The following is an 18070-nucleotide window of genomic DNA, read 5'->3' on the forward strand; positions in this document are numbered from 1 at the left end:
TATCTAAGCACTTCTCAAAGCCACAATCGGGTCGAGTTTAGCAGCACGACGTGCAGGAACAACGCCAAAGAATAAACCAATACCCCCAGAGACACCAACTGCCATAGTAATCGCTACAGGAGAAAGACTCGCTTCTAAAGGAGTCAAGGCTCCCACTAATAGGATGCTACTGACACCAACCGCAGTCCCAACTAAGCCGCCAGCCGCAGAAACAATCACTGCCTCAATGATGAACTGTAGCAAAATATCTTGCTCAGTTGCGCCGATCGCTTTTCGCAATCCGATTTCTTGGGTGCGTTCGGTGACGGAGACTAGCATAATATTCATAATACCAATGCCGCCGACAAACAGGGATATGCCGGCGATCGCAGCTAGCATAATTGTCAATGCACCTGTAATTTGACCGACAGTTTGCAAAGCATCTTTCTGGGTGCGAAGAGTAAAGTCATCTTCACCATTAATTTTGTGTCTTAGACGCAGTAAATTAGTAATTTGGAACTCTGCTGCATCCACACTCTCTGAATCACGAGCGGCAGCAACGAGATAATCTAAGGCAATACCATAAGGAGAATTTTTGCCCACAAGTCGGTTTGCTGATGTGGTAATTGGGATTAAGGCAGCATCATCATAATCTGCTCCCACGCTGGAACCTTTGGCTGTTAACGTCCCAATCACTTGAAAGCTGGTATTTCCAACTCGCAATTGCTGTCCTACAGGGTTACTATTACCGAATAGTTTTTCTGCCAAATCTCCACCCAGCACTACCACTTGGTTATTTCGCTTGATGTCTACCTCAGAGAAAAACCTGCCTTTATCAGTTTCAAAATCCCGCACTGATAAAAAGGAGGGAGTTGTGCCAATGATATTGACATCGGTATTTCTATTGCGGTATGTAATTACCTGTCTTCTGTTTAACTCTGGTGCAACTCCTACTACTGTTGGTACTTGAGAAGCGATCGCATCCGCATCTTGCAACACCAGAGTTTTTGGCACTTCAAAGGAGATTCGCTGAGTTTCTCGATTCCCTGGCAGTACAAATAGCACATTTGGCCCTAGTGACTCCAGCTGTTTATTCACATACTTCTGCCCACCTTCGCCAATGCCAATCATCGCAATCACCGAGGCATTGCCAATAACTATACCCAACATCGTCAGGGCGCTACGCAGTTTATTTGACAGCAGGGTTTTCCCCGCCATATTCATGCTTTCGAGAAAATTCATACCAATTTTGGATTTTAGATTTTAGATTTTATAGCAACAGTCAAGGTGGTTAGGACATCAACAGACGATAAAACTTAGATACAAAAAGGCTTTTCACCCAGTCCCCATTACCCCTTATCCCCAGAGGGGACCCCACCATCCCCAGTCCCCAGTCCCTTGCTATAGATTAAAAGTCTTTATTCAAAGAAGGACTAAAGCCCTTATTACAAACTTGCTAATACCAAATTGGTATTATTTATTCTGCTGTTCTTTAGCCTTCTCAATTTTGTAATCTTTGGGTGGGTTAACAAAAATCCGATCGCCTTCTTTAACTCCCTCTAAAATCTGAGTTTGATCTTGAATTTGTGCCCCAACTGTAACTTCGCGGAACTGGGGTTTATTTTTTGCATCTGGTACGAGTACGCCAGTTTTACCCTTTTCGGTGACAATTGACACTGTTGGTAATACCAAGGCATTATTAACGCGATCGCCTAAAAAAGTCAGATCCACATTTAAGCCAGAACGCAGTTTATCTATGCCAGTATCGATAGCAACCCGCACCTGAAAGGATGTCACACCTTGTTCCACGACTGCTTCGGGAGCAATCAGGCGCACATGACCTTTAAAAACTTGGTCGGGATAGGCATCAGCGACAATTTCCACCTGCTGTCCCTGTTTCATTCTGCCAAGATCGGCTTCGGGAACTTGAGCTAATATTTCTAAACCGCGTGCTACGGCGACAATTGAACTAGAAGTTGCCGATGCACTAGTAGATGCCGAAGTTGTGGGTGTAACAAATGCACCTGGTTCGGCATACTTTTGGGTAACAATTCCCGACAGAGGAGCGCGAATAATAGTATCTTCCAACTGCACTTGTACACCCTTTAACTGAGCCTCAGCAGATGCAACAGCGGCTTGACGCTGGACAATTTCTTCAGAACGGGTTCCATCTTCTAACAGTACCAATGCTGCCCGTGCTTCGTTAACAGCGGCTTGGCGTTGGTCGATTTCTTCAGTGCGAGTGCCACTTTGGACTAAAGAAAATCGTTTTTTCGCTTCTTCTAAATTGGCTCTAGCACTTTTGTCGTCGCTGATGGCTTGATCGAGTAATTGTTTTTTCTCTGCTCCTTCTTTATATAGATATTGGTAACGCTTTACCTGTTCGCTGGTGTAATTCACCCTTGCTTGAGCCGCATCAACTTGAGATTGAGATTGAGCAATCTCTTGGGGACGATTACCAGCCTTAGCCGCAGCTAATTGGGCTTGAGCTTGGGCTAATCGGGCCCTCGCCTGAGCGATTTCTTGAGGACGACTACCAGCAAGGGCTTGGGCTAGCTGTGCTTGACTTTGGGCTAAGTTGGCACGGTACTGACTCCTTTGAGCCTCAATACCGGCACTATCCATGCGGGCGAGAATTTGCCCTTGTTGAATGCGATCGCCTTGTTCTACGTATAATTGCGATAGCACTCCGGGATTCTTCGGACTAATATTTACGCTCTGAACTGGCACGACTTTGCCACTAGCGGTAATCCGCAACGTCACGTTTTGGGCTGCTACTGGCACAGTTAGTTGAGCAATATCTTCTTTGTTTGTCCCTTGGTTTACCAAGGTGTAAGTTGTTATAGTACCCACAACCAAAGCACTCCCCGCTATCAGCCCAATCAGCCAGCGCGATGGATACTTAACTTTGCCAATAACTGGAATTTCTATGTGCGTAGCCATATTATAGAAGCCTGTAAATCTTGCGGTATAAAAATATTTTTTAGTTAGAGGACAAGTGGAGAGTACGGAGTTGTTAAAGCTTTAGGATTAAATTTTTATGAGTTAACTAACAACTAGACGCATAATCAGCTTCACAGTTGCTTAATCTTACTTCATACTAGGCATTCGTATTTCTGTATGTCTTCACCTGAAAGGGTGACTTTAGCCACAGTATATTAGTGCAATCTGGAACTATTCGTGAGAAACAAGATTCCCGACTTTTTTGAGAAACTGGGAATCTACGGCTGGCAATTCTCACAAATCAGATAGGATTGCTGTAGTGCGATCGCACTTTAATTGCTCTGTATCCTTTGTTTTTTCCCTACTCCCCATTCCCTACCGCAAAGCAGTTTGTAATTATTGCTGAAATTGGGTTAATAACCAAGCACCAACGTGACTGTGATTTATTTGACGAGTTCGCCCTAATGCATTCGCTCATAATATTGCGAAAGAGGAACTTTAACAACGATCGTACAAGTTTAATTTTCCAGCACTAAGCTGACAGCAAAGCTTTAACTGCCTCCTGCTATATATTAGCCCTGCAATTAATTACAAGGCTAATATAGTAGAAGTTGTTAGTTATTTCACTTTTTTAAAACCACATTGAAAGAATTTAAATAGCCATTAATAGTTTTAGCTAATGTCTTCTGCTGTTTTTTGGTAGTGATTGCCATTACTTGATATAGTCTTCCTTCGGCAACATACATTCTACTTATAGTAATTTTGCCTCCAGAATTGATGTACTGAATTTCTTTGCCGGGATGATTATTGTAACTACGAATGTTTCGTTGACTAATTAAATTACTTTTCGTAGTCTTTAAAGCCATATCCTGTGCATTATTAAGTACAGCTTGAGGATCGGCCATTTCACCGTAACTATAAGGAAAATCATTGTAAGCAACTATGTATGCTACTTGTTGCTTTGGTGGTTGAGCAACAAATATTTCTAAAGTAATTTCCCCCATGTAAGTTTTTTGGTATTCGGTATTTCTATTGGGGCTTCCCGGCATCAAAATTGTAAAACGTCCATCTGGAGCAGTGTATAACTTCCATTGTGGCTGCACGGGTTGAGAAACCTTTGGTTTGACAACAGCTACCGGAGATTTGGGTTGACGCGCTTCCACAAGAACAGAGCCACCACAAACAATGGTGGCTGCTATTAGTGGCAACAGACTTTTAACTGTCATATTTTTTGCCCTTTGAGATAGCGATCTCACTGATGATGCCAGCTGTTATAACCTAGCAGCACATAAAGCAGCACCAATTAGGCCGACTTGCGAGTTGAGGATAATATACACCGGGATCTCTTCGAGGAGGCGGCGCATCCTGCCTTTTTGGGTGAAATTTAATAAGAAACCGCTGTTTTGAATTAAGGGCAGAATTTTGGGCGCAATTCCACCAGCGATGTATAAGCCACCGTAAGGTAGGAGTTTCAGGGCGAGATTACCGGCTTCTGCACCGTAAGCTTCTACAAATAATTGCAAAGTTTGTTCCGAGAGGCGATCGCGTTTTTCTAGTGCAGCTGTACCAATGACAGCACCAGGATCGACACTTTTCTCTTCTTGTCCGGCTTCTTGTTCCCAAGTTCTAACGATTTGGGCAATATCTGGTGATTCTGTGGCAAATTTGCGATCGCGCAGAAATTGGTAAATTGCCACAATTCCCATTCCAGAAACCACGCGTTCCACAGAAACGCGCTGGATATCATGTTTACCTAGCAGGTATTTCAATAGTTGAAACTCGATCTCGTTCCGAGGGGCAAAGTCAGCGTGTCCACCTTCTGAAGAAAAAACTTGATAGTGGTTCCCCTGCTTAATTAAAAATCCTTGCCCTAAGCCAGTACCAGCACCAATAATTCCAATGGGGGTTTCGGGTTGAGGTTTGCCAATTTGTAACGTCAGCAAGTCTTCTTTTTGTAAACCTGAAATGCCATAGCCAACGGCGGCGAAGTCATTAATCAAAGAAATATGCGGGATACCCAATTCTTCTTGTAGACGTTCGGTATCTAGGAACCAAGCTAAATTGGTCAGTTTAGCAGTATTTTTGACTATGGGGCCGGCGATCGCAAAACAAGCCTTTTCTGGTGTAGGTGTATTAGCTTTGACCAAAAACTCCTGCACTATCGGTACTAAATCAGGAAAATCGGCACTGTGGTAACTTTCCTGATAAATAGTATGTAAAGCTGGTGAGTCTGATTTTTCAACCAATTGCAGAATAGTTTTCGTACCGCCGATGTCTCCTGCTAGTAACAAAGTCATAGAATTTATTGGTGAATTAAATTACTTTTTTTGTAAGATATACTCAACCTAGCAGAAGTCATGAACACAAATCTCTATCAGAGGTTTAAGCAAATCGAATAACTTCTTCTATGTGGGTTAAATGGGAAGTATCTCCCTTTAGTTCTAATAACCATTCTGGATCTTCGCGTACCACTTTTACCAGAGAACACAAAGAAGCCTTGACTTCTGTTTTGGCAATTTCCCCCACTAGCCCCATTGCTCCCCCCAACACAGATGCACCATGTGCTACTAACAGGATATGTTCTGGTAAGAACTCAGTAGCTAAACATCTAGCAGTTTGCCCAGAACGTTCTCGCACTTTTTCGCGAGTTTCAGGATATTTGGCGGCGATGCGTGAAGTGTAGCTGGTGTCAATTCTGGGGAATAACTCTGCTAAGGCTGGAGTTGAGAGTCTTTCGGGTTCTTCTGTCATCCAAACTGGATTTAGCCATTCACTCAAGCCTGTTTCGAGTTTAATCGGCAAGTCGAGCATTTCTGCAACTGCGTTTGCCGTTTGTACGGTTCGCAGAAAAGGAGAAGCGAAAATATGGCCAATATTTTCTCCTTTTAATCGTTTAGCTAACTGCTGTGCCTGCACCATACCATCATTAGACAAGGGTGGATCGTAGCGTCGTTCAGCGGTAAGAAACCAATCGGGGTTTACGAAGTCGAGGCGGTTAGCGTGTCTTGCTATCCAGACTATTTGACTCATGGGTTTAATTATTCCGATGAATAGAATTCGCCGCTAAACAAATATATAGATATCTGCAAGGACGGCTGCAAATATTAATATAGGACAAAAATCGTAATAATATTTAATAATAATAATGATTAGAAAAACTTATCAGTATAAACTAGTTAAGATTGTGTAATGAACTCAAATGTAAATATCAGATTGGGATGGTTCAAACCAAACTCCACATTCAATAACTGATAGTAGATGGCTGACCGTAATTGTTTTGAGTGTGCCGTAACGTTTGCGATAGTAACACTCAAAAAGTAAAGAAAATAAATGTGGTTCTTCATGGAAGTATCGGTAAAAAACAAACCCCTGCCAATCTATACCAAACTGTTCAGTGATTTTAGAAAATAGTTCATCAACATGATCACCATCTATTTTGAGGTCTTCCCGAAGCCGTATATTAAGAGTAATATTTTTTGTTTGTACACCTAGTTCATTATAAATAATTGCTGCAATTTGGTTAAATCTATCTGTAAATGACATAAGCTTTTTAGGTGAAAAACTCCAGTAGCAAGAATTTTATCAACAAGGAAATTATTACCAGGTAAATACTGGTCAAGTATCTATGAACTGGTAGCAAGATAGGGTTATTGTAGCCATCCAACTTTTGCAATCATCAGATTTAGTCGCAGATATTTTAACTCGTGAAATTATGCCAGCGCTACTAACTGTTTATTTTCATCCAAGCTTTAGATGACTTAATTCTAGTTCTACAAATGTTGGGTTGAGGAACGAAACCCAACCTACTAGTACGGCAAACTTAATTTATTGGATTGAGTAATTCTGTTAATGATTGGACTTTAGTTTCCGTAAGTTTTTGAAACCCAATATTTTAAACTTGCGGTGCTAGTAGGACGAGTTATTGGTTCTCTGTGGGTACTGATTGCCAAGCAAGGCGATGTTTCCAATGTGATGTAAAATTAAGTTGAACTGCTTGCTTAAAGTCCTCCAAAGCTGCTGAAAACGCTTTCTCTTTTTGCTCACCTTGGTTGTTCAACTGTTTAGGGCATTGTAGATTCCATACATATTTTTGACAAGTTTGGTGGGCAATTTCTACATCACTGCCATTTTCAGGATTTTGAAAGACGGGATGATAATGTAACCTGTTGCAACAAACTTGCAACCACTCTTGCCACCCACAGCGCCACAAGCGCACTGTTCCATCAAGACTACCACTGACAATCAGTTTACCATCAGGGCTAAAAGCTGCGGAATTTACCCAATACTCATGCCCGCGCCAAGGTTGGGTGATAGGATTGCCGTCAATATCCCACAAGCGCACTGTCAAATCATTGCTAGCACTGATAATAAACTTGCCATCTGGGCTAAAGGCAACAGAATTCACTTCTTTTTCATGTCCGCGCCAAGGTTGACCGATAGGATTGCCGTCAATATCCCACAAGCGTACTGTAGAATCATTGCTGGCACTGATAATAAACTTGCCATCTGGGCTAAAGGCAACAGAATTCACTTCTTTTTCATGTCCGCGCCAAGGTTCACCAATGGGGTTGCCGTTCATATCCCACAAGCGTACTGTAAAATCATTGCTGGCGCTGATAATAAACTTGCCATCAGGGCTAAAGGCAACAGAATTCACTTCTTTTTCATGTCCGCACCAAGGTTCACCAATGGGGTTGCCCTCCATATCCCACAAGCGCACTGTAGTATCATTGCTGGCGCTGATAATAAACTTGCCATCTGGGCTAAAGGCGACAGAATTCACTTCTTTTTCATGCCCGCGCCAAGGTTGACCGATAGGATTGCCGTTCATATCCCACAAGCGCACTGTAGTATCATTGCTAGCACTGACAATCCAATTGCCATCAGGGCTAAAGGCGACAGAATTCACTTCTTTTTCATGTCCGCGCCAAGGTTCACCAATAGGATTGCCGTTCATATCCCACAAGCGCACTGTAGAATCATTGCTGGCGCTGACAATCAGTTTGCCATCTGGGCTAAAGGCGACAGAATTAACCCAATTCTCATATTTGCGCTGCGATCGCCCGATGACCCGATTTTGTAATATTTGATCTAGCTCCCACAAACGCACAGTTTTATCGCCACCGCTGATAATCAGCTTGTCATTGGGACTAAAGGCTAGGGAATTCACCTGTCCTTCATGTCCGCGCCAAGGTTGAGTCATGGGGTTGCCATTAATATTCCACAAACGTATTGTGCGATCGCAGCTACCACTAACAATAAACTTACCATCAGGGCTAAACGCTACAGAATTTACACTTCCTTCATGCCCGCGCCAAGGTTGACCGACGGGATTACCTTGGATGTCCCACAACCGCACTGTAGAATCACTACTACCACTAATAATAAACTTGCGATCGGGGCTAAAGGCGACGCAAATAATTTTTGCCTCATGTTTGTGCCAGGGTTGAGTAATGGCGTTACCTTGTAAATCCCACAAACACACCGTTCCGTCAAAACCTACACTGATAATGGAATCGCCATTTGGACTAAAGGCAACGGAAATAACTCCTTCCTTGTGTCCGCGCCAAGGTTGAGTAATGACGTTACCTTGTAAATCCCACAAACACACTGTTCCGTCAAAACCAACACTGACAATAGAATCGCTATTTGAGCTAAAGGCGACGGCAATAACTCCTTCCTCATGTCCCTGCCACGGTAGAGTAATCAGATTACCTTGTAGATTCCATAAACACAAAATTCCGTCAATACTGCCACTAACAATAAAGTTGCCATCAGGACTAAAGGCTAGACAATTAACCTCTTGCTCGTGCCCTAACAAAAATTGAGCAGTGGGATTGCCAACGATATTCCACAAACATATCGTAGAATCACTACTACCACTGGCAATAAACTTGCCATCAGGACTAAAGGCTAGACAATTCACCTCTTGCTCGTGTCCGCGCAAGCTATTTCCTTCTGTGGGTGTGTTCGTTGCTTCCTTTAAGCTTCCCAAAACAGGAGCTAGAAGCTGGTTTGGGTTTTTCTCTAAATTCTCACCCATTGTTTGAATTGCCAGCACCAAGCCCTCTAACGGTTGGACGGAGAGTAAATTCAAAACCCTAGCAGATTGTTCGCGCAGTTTTAATTCAGTCAGTGCAAGGTTTAACTTTTGAATCTCTTGTTCCTGTTCTCTCAAATTGCGATCGCGCCACCCAACACTAGGATTAATAAATTGATTAGCTTGTTCGCTGAAACAACTAAATATTTGCTCTTTTAGTTCTTTATAAGTCTTTGTTTTCAGAACCCGGTTTTGAAGATTTTCGCTTTTCCACAGTACATCCAGGGTATATTCCAGAAGTGGTAAAGAATCATCTTGTTGGTGAAAATCATCAATAATTTGCTCAATTAGTCCTTCTTCAAAGGTAACGCCATGTCTCGCCGCAGGTTCAGCGATCGCTAAATTTAATTTTTCATCGCTCATTCTAGTGAGTATACAACTATAGCGATCGTGGATCTTCGCAAGTTGCGGATACTCGCTAAATCTATCCAAAAAATCAGATCGCATTGTTAAAACAATTTTGACAGAGCTATCCTGCTGCTGGAGCAAATGAGAGAGGCTAGCAACAAATTGGTCGCGTTCTGGCTTTTGAGTTTTCGTAAACAGTTCTTCAAATCGGTCGATAAAAATCAGAACGCACTCATAATCTTGTTTGAGGAGTTTAACAATTTGAATTAGGGCATCTTCTCTGATTTCTCGATAGCTATCAGCTATTTTTGAGTGTTTTCCATAAGTAAAAGCCAGACACTTATAAAGAGATTTAAAAGGATTTTCTTCTGGTTGAAAACTTATATTAATTAAGGAATTTTTATGATATCCTAAATAAGGGATTAAACCTGCTAAAATTAATGATGATTTGCCGCTGTATGCTGCTCCTAAAAGTAAGAGTGCATCATCTTTTTTTAAGCGATCGCTAATCTCAGCAATCCACTTATCCCGTCCAAAAAATTTGTCTTTATCTTTAATTTCAAAAGTTTTTATCCCTAAGTAGGGAGAGTCTATTTTGAGTGAACGACGATGAATGTCCTCAGATTGACTGTCAGAAAAAAAGTTGTATTCAGAAATACCTTGGATATGATATCCAATATTTATATCGCTTTCAGAACTGTTAACCATCTATATCTCCTTACCTTTGGACACCCCTAGCTAAATCTTTCCCTCAGTTATAGTTCCTCAGCTAATCTTTTTGACACTCCCTGAATTAGAAATTCGGGGATTCTTGCTTCACAGGGACTCCAATCGTAAAAAATTAAGGTTTTAAATAGCTTTATTCAGCAAAATTACTTAAGTAAATTTCAAAAATATGTAGTAAATTTGTCCTAAAACGCCGGAAATGACAAACGAGATGGAACTTTTTGATAATCTACACCTTGCTATGTTTAGCGGCAAAGGTGGAGTCGGAAAAACAACAATCTCCTGCACCTTTGCATATCGTTGGGCGCAGAAATTTGTCAACGAGCAAATTCTTTTAATCTCAACCGATCCGGCTCACTCTCTTGGAGATGTCTTACAAGTTAGCGTTGATGACATTCCTCGTCCCATAGCGGAACTACCCAATCTAAAAGTAAGGGCGTTGGATGCAAAGCTTCTGCTACAAAAGTTTAAAGAACGTTACGGTCAGATGTTAGAACTTTTAGTGGAGCGCGGTAGTTTTGTTGAAGGAGAAGACTTGCATCCAATTTGGGATTTAAACTGGCCGGGACTGGACGAGTTGATGGGTTTGTTAGAGATCCAACGCCTTTTCAACGAACAGCAGGTAGATCGAGTAGTAGTAGATATGGCTCCTAGCGGTCATACTCTCAACTTGTTTGGCTTGATGGATTTTTTAGACACTTTCCTCCACTCTCTCGAACTATTTCAAGAAAAGCATCGGTATATTAGCAAGACCTTTGCTGGGAGTTACAAACCCGATCGCGCTGACGATTTTTTGCATACCCTAAAAGCTGAACTTTCCCAAGGCCGTCGTCTGCTTCAAGATCCTAAGCATACAGCTTGTTTGTTAGTTGCGATCGCCGAACCAATGAGTTGGTTGGAATCAAAACGATTCCTAGAAGCCTTACAAACCATGCAGATGCCTTGCGGAGGGTTGTTTGTCAACCAAGTTATTACCAGTGCAACTGACCGCGATCGTTACCAAGAACAACAGCCGCTCATCGGCCAGTATACGGCTCTTGCTAACGGCAAGCCGATTTTTATCGTGCCACAGCAAGATAAAGAGCCTTTGGGAATTGTAGCCCTCAGCCATCTGATCGACCAAATCCATGTTCCTCAGATGGAACCGCCATCTCCTATCGATCTACTCCCAGTTCAATGGCCTGAAACAATTCCTCCTAGCTTTGGAGATTTTCTCACCCAAGGTCGCCGCCTGTTACTAATTGGTGGTAAAGGTGGAGTAGGCAAAACCACAGTAGCAGCTGCCATTGGTTGGGCTATGGCTCAACAACATCCCGATCGCAAAATTCGCATTGTTTCCATCGATCCAGCTCACTCCTTGGGCGATGCCTTTGGTTTGAGTTTAGGACACGAACCATATCAAATAACTGCCAATCTTCGAGGTCAGGAAGTAGATAGCGATCGCCTTCTGGAGCAATTCAGAGCCGATTACCTGTGGGAACTGGCCGAAATGATGAGTGGCGAAACCCAAACAAGCGAAGCTATTGAAATGGCATACGCTCCTGTCGCTTGGCGCAAAATTGTCGGTCAAGCTTTACCAGGGATTGATGAAATGCTTTCCCTGTTAACAGTAATGGAATTGCTAGAGCAACAAGAAGAAGACTTGATTATTTTAGACACTGCTCCTACAGGTCATCTTCTGCGTTTTCTAGAAATGCCAACTGCGCTAGCAGACTGGCTAGCATGGATTTTCAAACTCTGGATCAAATATCAGAATGTCCTTGGTCGTACAGAATTTATGGGGCGTTTACGGACTTTGCGACAGCGCGTAGTCAAAGCCCAAAAAGTGCTAAAAGACCCACAACAAACAGAGTTCATTGGAGTTACGCTTAACCAGGCTAGTGTACTTGCCGAACAACAACGCTTGTTCAAATCTCTGCAAGAAATAGGTGTGAGCCAGAATTACCTTGTTCTCAACCGCTTTACTTCTACAGCAACCATTAATTGCGATTTTCCAGGTTTGACAATGGTTCGCTTACCACTGCTTCCTCGCTCAGTTCAGCCTTTAGAACGCATTCAAGCAGCAGCCAGCTGTTTATTTTAACGGCTAATTAGACTAAATACTTTCATACCCAAAGAGAAATTTATTATGCACCGCACTCCAAAACGTGGACAAATTCAAGCCAAACTTAGCTCAATGCCTCCTCAACGTTCTCAAGCAACAGTTTACTTAAATGCTTACAAAATAATGTTAGAGAAAGAGCGTTTAGAGGAGGAACTAGAGAAACTCGAAGCACGCCGACATCAGATTCAGCAGCGTCTTGCCATTTTAAACAGTCAAATCATTACTGAAGAGGACATTACCCATCAGCAAGCAAATACTGGCTTGAAGGACAATACACCAAAATTCAACACCCTAACATTGGAATACTAAGTACTAAGATTTTAGCTTGCCTATTCTTTGCAACTTCCTTGCGCGGTCGGGGCTATCTCAATAGATTTGTATAAGATTTAAATTAATGACCTTTAAACAAATAAATGAATAAAAGATGATAAATATTGATTTATCAAAAGCTTTCCAAACAGGTCAAAGGCTAAATACACGATTTGGTGTTTTTATTCTTAATCCCTATAAAATTGGTGAATTAAACTTAAATTCAGGAAAATTAGTAGCTTGTGATCCCCTAGTTTTTCCTGGTACAGACCCCTTTAGTCCCAATTTTAAACCTGGTTGTTATCCAGTTTTTTTGAGCATTGCACGCAACCTCAATAACGAAGAACCAATGGTTGCTTATGCTATGGTTCAGATTAGCGAAGTAACCGCAGTGCGGTGGGAATTAGCTACTAGAGTTGGTGAGAAATTTAGTGATTGAAAAGAAGGAGAGGGATTTTTTGGTTATGGAGTTGATTCTGGAATAGGGTGCTTTATGGATGCGGATGCTGCTCAAATTATTATTAATAATACTTGGGAAACAGAAATTTATGAAGACACTTTAGCTTGCAAACTAGATAATTTACTCGAACAAGAAAATAGGCTTGGCGTAATGTTGGCTAATATGTGTGTCAATGAGTCCAATGGAGCAAATGTTATTGCATTTGCAACAGCGTTGGGTGATGGGTTTTATTATAATTACTTTGGATACGACACTAATAATAATGTTGTTAACGTTATTACAGTGAGTCTATCTGGAGATATCCAGTAAGAAGAAAGTAAAAATATTTTCTGATAATTTAGCTCGAAAGTCTAAAATATAGAGTTTTCAGCATACATTACCGCGCACCTTGATTGCGCTGTCGAAGTTAGCAGATAGAAAAACCATTTATCAAACATTTCACAGTACATGGCGGAATTTTTCATCAATCGTTGGGATACCCCATAGGCAATAAAGCTTATCTTAAACCCTTATATATTTAGCTTTGCGCTAGGCAGAAAAATTCGTTGCTTAGTTATTTATTACTTCTACTCAATTGCCTAAAATTAGCCAGATAACTTCACAAGAAATGGAGAATCAACATCTAAAAGCCAATTTTCATCAATAAATTCTAGATTTTCATCATAAACAAGAACTAATTCACCAAGTTTTTGAGCATTGCTACTTGCAGTTGTCGTATTATCAACAGCATCAGCTATGAGTAAAAACTTTAGTTGTAAAAAACGTTCTTTGTGAGTAACGCCTATTGAACTGCTAACTAATTCGGCTTCTAGGGTACGAGGTAACGTAATTTTCTCATAATATTCATCTTGTTCATCCCAATAGCCACACACTTTATAATCACACTGGTCAAGATGTTCCTGAACAAGAAGATTAGTATCTAAACTTTGTAATATTTCAGTTAAATCTTGCCAAACTTGATGGTTTTTAATTCGAGCCTTGTCATAGTTATCCCAACGTTAATTCACCCGATTGTATATCAACGACTAACCGACGATTTATTAACCATTGACGACCGAGCAAAACTTCTGTTAAATCTTTGCCAACATGTACAGGTGTGTCAAACTCTTGACCGTCAAATAGTACTTGACCAACATAGATTTCAAATTTCACATCTCCGCGTGCAGTTCGCATTGTTTGCTCTCGCAAACGCTCCCAACCAAGTGCATCTATATCTTGCTCATTAATCGCTAACCAATACGAAAAACCTGTATCAAACATCGCCTCAACAGGTAATTCTAATCCATCTGATGTTATTAAATTAATTTCAAAAAGTAGTGCATCCTCATCACCAAAAAAACCGGAAATCGTCATATTGTGCCGCAAGCCTCAGACTCATTAATCCGAAAAGCATAGTGTATTTTGCCTGGATGCTGTTCGCGACACCGTAATGAAACCACTTCTAAATCTTTATCAACAAAATATTCTCCACTATCCGGTTCAACTGCAACAAACCAGTTGTAGTGAGTTTCAATTAATTCTGATTTGACTCGCTCAAAAATAGGTTTACAACGTTGGTAAAAAGCCTCGCGTTCGGCTTCATGTCGTGCTTTTTGTTCTTCATTCCACTGAATTTCAGGGAATATTCGTCCCCTGCGTGCGGTACGAGTGGGTTTGGTTTCAGTCATGGCTGATTATATTCGGAATCGCAATACTTATATTTTCTCTCATCCACACATCACAGATTAAATTCGATGAAAAAAGCCTCGCGATCAGGGGTGTAGTTCCTCCTCTGCCTCCTGCCTTACTCTTGTGTGCGATCGCCTTCCTGCTTTTCTGCTTCCAGAATCGCTAATAAAAGTGCTTCTTCCTGAATTTCAAACTCTTCTTCGGGAATTTCTCCCATATCAAAAGCAAGTTGCAGTGCAAGAAGCTGCTTGCTGAGATTTTCTTTATCATCAATTTCAGTACTTGCTTGTTCTAAAATTTTTTCCCCAAGCCACGTTACTCCCATTAATGGGCCGGTAATCGGTAATAGTAAAAAGCGCAGAACCATATCACTTTACACTCGTGTGGATTTATTAAAGCTGTCCTCGCAAGACCGTAATCATGCTGATGACATAAATATTAAACATTACTAGTCTTGTGTTGATGCCAAAATGCTTGGGATTTGAGTCCAGTTGAGGCTTATTGACATCTGTATTTTATATATCCGATGTACAAAAAATTACTTTTTTATAAAATTCTTATTTCGGAGGTACTTAGAGCTTGACAACAGTATTAAACGCATCTCCCCAGCGATTTGTCAATACCCCTGCTGTTCAACGCGTCGCTCAACGTGCTTTGCGCTATTTACAGTCAGGTTTTTCAGTACATTTACGTGGCGCGGCTGGAGTCGGAAAAACTACTCTGGCAATGCATCTGGCTGATTTGCTCAACCAGCCTATCATCCTCTTATTTGGAGATGATGAGTTTAAAACCTCAGACTTGATTGGTAATCAATTAGGTTACACCCGCAAAAAGGTTGTCGATAACTTCATCCACAGCGTTGTGAAAGTTGAGGATGAACTCCGACAACACTGGGTTGATGCCCGATTAACCTTAGCTTGTAAAGAAGGATTTACGCTGGTTTACGACGAATTCAATCGATCGCACCCGGAGGTAAATAACGTTTTACTCTCGGTACTTGAGGAGAGGTTGTTAGTCTTGCCAACAAACCAACATCGAGCCGAGTATATCCGGGTTCATCCTAAGTTTCGGGCAATCTTAACATCGAATCCTCAAGAGTATTGTGGAGTCCATGCAACTCAGGATGCTTTGATGGATCGTGTTATTACCATCGATATGCCTCCACCTGATGAACTAACTCAGCAGGAGATTGTAATTCAGAAAACAGGCATAGATTCTGAGAAAGCAGACAAAATCGTGCGCTTAGTGCGGATGTTTTGGAGTCGATCTGGCTCTGGACAAGGTGGTGGCTTACGTTCGTGTCTGATGATTGCTAGAATCTGCCACGAACACGAAATTTCCGTAAACTTTGAAGAGCCTAACTTCCAAGATATTTGTGCCGATATCCTGCTTACTCGCACAAATCAACCTCGTATGGAAGCAACTCGGCTACTGGAAGAGGTTTTGCGTGAATTGTATCATAGTACAAATACTCAATCTCAGCCGACAGAAGAGATAATACCAGACAGTCAAAATCAGATTGTATTGGAACAACGAGTACCTTACGAGCATGAAGTCTACAACTACCTGTGCAAGTCTCCGGGAAGGCGTTTCTCTGATTTGGCAGCAGAATTAGGGATCGATCGCAGTCAAATTGTAGCTGCACTCAAGTCTCTCAGAGAGCAAGGAGTATTATTGCAAATGCAAGGCACTGAACTGCCAAACATATCACAAGTGGCTTTTGATTCTGGCCATTTAATAAAGAAATGAGTACTAATACTAATCGGGGAGCAATCACCACATCAACTCAAGGTTCTACCTTGGCAGATATTCTCGAACGGGTTTTGGATAAAGGCATTGTGATTGCAGGAGATATTTCTGTTTCTGTCGGCTCCACAGAACTGCTCAACATCCGAATTCGTTTGTTGATTTCTTCTGTTGATAAAGCCAAAGAGATTGGAATTAACTGGTGGGAGAGCGACCCCTATCTTAATAGTCAAGCTCGCACCTTATTAACAACTAATCAACAACTTCAAGAGCGTGTTGCCAGTCTAGAAACAGAACTGCGATCGCTCAAAGCACTCAATCCTATTAATCATCAGAATGCAGGCGATTAGCAAATCAAAAGGTTCCGATTCCGGTTTAGCACCGTTGTTACTGACGGTTGTGGAACTGATACGCCAACTCATGGAAGCTCAGGTAATCCGGCGCATGGATGCTGGCAACCTCAGCGACTCTGAGTTAGATCGGGCTGCCGAAAGCCTGCGACAGCTTGAAAAACAGGTTATTCAGCTTTGTGAAGTCTTTGATATTGACCCAGCCGATCTAAATATTAACTTGGGTGAAATAGGAACTTTACTTCCCCAATCTGGAGGATATTACCCTGGCGAAACCTCTAGTCAACCCTCTATTCTAGAACTCCTCGATCGCCTATTAAATACAGGCGTAGTGGTTGAAGGTGACTTAGACTTAGGACTGGCTCAATTAAACTTAATTCATGCCAAGTTAAGACTAGTACTCACCTCTAAACCCCTGTAATACCAATTTTGGATTTTAGATTTTGGATTTTGGATTTTGGATTAAAAGCCTTTGCTAGGAAGGTGTTCCAAGAATTTCAAACAATACTTGCTATCCATTTTGTGTAACTTTTTTATCTACATTCTTCTTGGTAATACATTGTTATGAGTTACGGCTTTTACATTTATGGAATTCTGACCTTGCCTGCTCCAGAAAATTTAAATTTAGAAGGGTTAGATCGGCAACCCGTACAAATTAAAATTTTGGATGGTTTTGCAGTCATCTACTCCGAAGCAGAGCAAGAGCGTTATTTGGCAAGCCGTCGTAACCTGCTAAGTCATGAGAAAGTCCTTGAGGACATCATGGAAGCAGGCGATCGCAATTTACTGCCCATGCAATTTGGACTTTTGATTTCAAGCTGGGAAACGGTTTCAGAGCAATTAATTCGTCCTCATCAAGAAGAATTGACGCAATTGCTTGCGAAGTTATCGGGTTGTCGAGAAGTTAGTGTCAAAGTTTTTTGGGATACTGAGGCAGAAATTCAGGGATTGTTAGCAGAACATCCAAATCTCAAAACTCAAAGGGATAAGCTAGTGGGTCAACCCTTGAGTATGGAGCAAGCGATCCAAATAGGGCAAGCCATCGAACAGGGAATGAGCGATCGCAAGCAAGGCATCATAGATGTATTTCAAGGCACGCTCAACTCCATTGCGATCGATATGGTGGAAAATACTCCCCAAATGGACACAATGATCTACAATGCAGCCTACCTAATTCCTTGGGAAGCAGAATCACAATTTAGCGAACACGTTGAAGCACTCGATCGTCAATTTGAAGACCGTTTGCGAATTCGCTACAACAATTTCACTGCCCCCTTTAACTTTGCTCGTCTTCGATTATTGGTTTCCAACTGAATTAATTTTTTTCACTGTTGAAC

General features: G+C 41.6%; 17 protein-coding genes and 1 pseudogene. 7 read left to right on the top strand and 11 right to left on the bottom strand.

Going from position 1 to position 18070, the window contains the following annotated elements:
* Positions 1-3: 3 nt before the first annotated feature.
* The 7 genes from RMY32_RS06185 to RMY32_RS06215 form a co-directional block, all read right to left on the bottom strand.
* Positions 4-1221, bottom strand: coding sequence for an ABC transporter permease (locus RMY32_RS06185; RefSeq protein ID WP_322713266.1), 1218 nt, complete (start codon positions 1219-1221; stop codon positions 4-6).
* Between the two features lie 231 nt (positions 1222-1452).
* Positions 1453-2922: an efflux RND transporter periplasmic adaptor subunit gene (locus tag RMY32_RS06190; RefSeq protein ID WP_322713267.1), complete on the bottom strand. Its 1470-nt coding sequence runs from the start codon at positions 2920-2922 to the stop codon at positions 1453-1455.
* Positions 2923-3545: 623 nt separating this feature from the next.
* Positions 3546-4148, bottom strand: a complete 603-nt coding sequence (locus RMY32_RS06195) for a hypothetical protein (RefSeq protein ID WP_322713268.1) — start codon at positions 4146-4148, stop codon at positions 3546-3548.
* Positions 4149-4193: 45 nt separating this feature from the next.
* Positions 4194-5219 (bottom strand): glucokinase, encoded by a 1026-nt coding sequence (locus tag RMY32_RS06200; protein ID WP_322713269.1) that lies wholly within the window; start codon positions 5217-5219, stop codon positions 4194-4196.
* A gap of 85 nt (positions 5220-5304) precedes the next feature.
* Entirely contained in the window at positions 5305-5952 is a 648-nt protein-coding gene (locus RMY32_RS06205) for a histidine phosphatase family protein (protein ID WP_322713270.1), read from the bottom strand.
* Between the two features lie 165 nt (positions 5953-6117).
* Positions 6118-6465: a DUF1493 family protein gene (locus tag RMY32_RS06210; protein ID WP_322713271.1), complete on the bottom strand. Its 348-nt coding sequence runs from the start codon at positions 6463-6465 to the stop codon at positions 6118-6120.
* Positions 6466-6841: 376 nt separating this feature from the next.
* Positions 6842-10078: a WD40 repeat domain-containing protein gene (locus RMY32_RS06215; RefSeq protein ID WP_322713272.1), complete on the bottom strand. Its 3237-nt coding sequence runs from the start codon at positions 10076-10078 to the stop codon at positions 6842-6844.
* Between the two features lie 217 nt (positions 10079-10295).
* On the opposite strand from RMY32_RS06215, the gene RMY32_RS06220 reads away from it, so the two are divergent.
* The 3 genes and pseudogenes from RMY32_RS06220 to RMY32_RS06230 all read left to right on the top strand — a co-directional run bounded on the left by RMY32_RS06220 (position 10296) and on the right by RMY32_RS06230 (position 13278).
* Positions 10296-12179, top strand: a complete 1884-nt coding sequence (locus RMY32_RS06220; protein ID WP_322713273.1) for an ArsA family ATPase — start codon at positions 10296-10298, stop codon at positions 12177-12179.
* 45 nt (positions 12180-12224) lie between these two features.
* Positions 12225-12509, top strand: a complete 285-nt coding sequence (locus RMY32_RS06225; protein ID WP_322713274.1) for a hypothetical protein — start codon at positions 12225-12227, stop codon at positions 12507-12509.
* A 115-nt stretch (positions 12510-12624) separates the two neighbouring features.
* Positions 12625-13278, top strand: a pseudogene (locus RMY32_RS06230) (DUF4241 domain-containing protein).
* Positions 13279-13553: 275 nt separating this feature from the next.
* Here the strand turns inward: RMY32_RS06230 and RMY32_RS06235 are convergent.
* The 4 genes from RMY32_RS06235 to RMY32_RS06250 all read right to left on the bottom strand — a co-directional run bounded on the left by RMY32_RS06235 (position 13554) and on the right by RMY32_RS06250 (position 15004).
* The gene (locus RMY32_RS06235; RefSeq protein ID WP_409882365.1) at positions 13554-13841 is read right to left on the bottom strand and encodes a hypothetical protein; all 288 of its coding nucleotides are present in this window, start codon (positions 13839-13841) and stop codon (positions 13554-13556) included.
* Positions 13842-13956: 115 nt separating this feature from the next.
* On the bottom strand, positions 13957-14322 hold the full coding sequence (locus tag RMY32_RS06240) for a retroviral-like aspartic protease family protein (protein ID WP_322713275.1): 366 nt from the start codon (positions 14320-14322) through the stop codon (positions 13957-13959).
* A complete protein-coding gene (locus RMY32_RS06245; protein WP_322713276.1) occupies positions 14319-14636 on the bottom strand; it encodes a hypothetical protein in 318 nt (105 codons plus the stop codon). Before RMY32_RS06245 ends, RMY32_RS06240 begins: the two co-directional genes overlap by 4 nt.
* A gap of 116 nt (positions 14637-14752) precedes the next feature.
* A complete protein-coding gene (locus RMY32_RS06250) occupies positions 14753-15004 on the bottom strand; it encodes a gas vesicle protein GvpG (protein ID WP_322713277.1) in 252 nt (83 codons plus the stop codon).
* Positions 15005-15216: 212 nt separating this feature from the next.
* On the opposite strand from RMY32_RS06250, the gene gvpN reads away from it, so the two are divergent.
* The 4 genes from gvpN (at position 15217) to RMY32_RS06270 (ending at position 18047) form a co-directional block, all read left to right on the top strand.
* Entirely contained in the window at positions 15217-16386 is a 1170-nt protein-coding gene (gene gvpN / locus RMY32_RS06255; protein ID WP_322713278.1) for a gas vesicle protein GvpN, read from the top strand.
* Complete coding sequence (locus tag RMY32_RS06260) at positions 16383-16733, top strand: gas vesicle protein (RefSeq protein ID WP_322694299.1); 351 nt, start codon at positions 16383-16385, stop codon at positions 16731-16733. Before gvpN ends, RMY32_RS06260 begins: the two co-directional genes overlap by 4 nt.
* Entirely contained in the window at positions 16720-17154 is a 435-nt protein-coding gene (locus tag RMY32_RS06265) for a gas vesicle protein K (RefSeq protein WP_322694300.1), read from the top strand. Before RMY32_RS06260 ends, RMY32_RS06265 begins: the two co-directional genes overlap by 14 nt.
* Positions 17155-17297: 143 nt before the next feature.
* Positions 17298-18047, top strand: a complete 750-nt coding sequence (locus RMY32_RS06270) for a GvpL/GvpF family gas vesicle protein (RefSeq protein WP_322713279.1) — start codon at positions 17298-17300, stop codon at positions 18045-18047.
* Positions 18048-18070 lie beyond the last annotated feature (23 nt).

This window comes from Nostoc sp. ChiSLP03a, from assembly GCF_034531215.2.
Taxonomy (GTDB): domain Bacteria; phylum Cyanobacteriota; class Cyanobacteriia; order Cyanobacteriales; family Nostocaceae; genus Nostoc.

Excerpts from the sequence above, each read along its gene's own strand:
- RMY32_RS06185 (WP_322713266.1), bottom strand. The coding sequence starts at position 1,221 with ATGAATTTTCTCGAAAGCATGAATATGGCGGGGAAAACCCTGCTGTCA.
- RMY32_RS06190 (WP_322713267.1), bottom strand. The coding sequence starts at position 2,922 with ATGGCTACGCACATAGAAATTCCAGTTATTGGCAAAGTTAAGTATCCA.
- RMY32_RS06195 (WP_322713268.1), bottom strand. The coding sequence starts at position 4,148 with ATGACAGTTAAAAGTCTGTTGCCACTAATAGCAGCCACCATTGTTTGT.
- RMY32_RS06200 (WP_322713269.1), bottom strand. The coding sequence starts at position 5,219 with ATGACTTTGTTACTAGCAGGAGACATCGGCGGTACGAAAACTATTCTG.
- RMY32_RS06205 (WP_322713270.1), bottom strand. The coding sequence starts at position 5,952 with ATGAGTCAAATAGTCTGGATAGCAAGACACGCTAACCGCCTCGACTTC.
- RMY32_RS06210 (WP_322713271.1), bottom strand. The coding sequence starts at position 6,465 with ATGTCATTTACAGATAGATTTAACCAAATTGCAGCAATTATTTATAAT.
- RMY32_RS06215 (WP_322713272.1), bottom strand. The coding sequence starts at position 10,078 with ATGGTTAACAGTTCTGAAAGCGATATAAATATTGGATATCATATCCAA.
- RMY32_RS06220 (WP_322713273.1), top strand. The coding sequence starts at position 10,296 with ATGACAAACGAGATGGAACTTTTTGATAATCTACACCTTGCTATGTTT.
- RMY32_RS06225 (WP_322713274.1), top strand. The coding sequence starts at position 12,225 with ATGCACCGCACTCCAAAACGTGGACAAATTCAAGCCAAACTTAGCTCA.
- RMY32_RS06240 (WP_322713275.1), bottom strand. The coding sequence starts at position 14,322 with ATGACGATTTCCGGTTTTTTTGGTGATGAGGATGCACTACTTTTTGAA.
- RMY32_RS06245 (WP_322713276.1), bottom strand. The coding sequence starts at position 14,636 with ATGACTGAAACCAAACCCACTCGTACCGCACGCAGGGGACGAATATTC.
- RMY32_RS06250 (WP_322713277.1), bottom strand. The coding sequence starts at position 15,004 with ATGGTTCTGCGCTTTTTACTATTACCGATTACCGGCCCATTAATGGGA.
- RMY32_RS06260 (WP_322694299.1), top strand. The coding sequence starts at position 16,383 with ATGAGTACTAATACTAATCGGGGAGCAATCACCACATCAACTCAAGGT.
- RMY32_RS06265 (WP_322694300.1), top strand. The coding sequence starts at position 16,720 with ATGCAGGCGATTAGCAAATCAAAAGGTTCCGATTCCGGTTTAGCACCG.
- RMY32_RS06270 (WP_322713279.1), top strand. The coding sequence starts at position 17,298 with ATGAGTTACGGCTTTTACATTTATGGAATTCTGACCTTGCCTGCTCCA.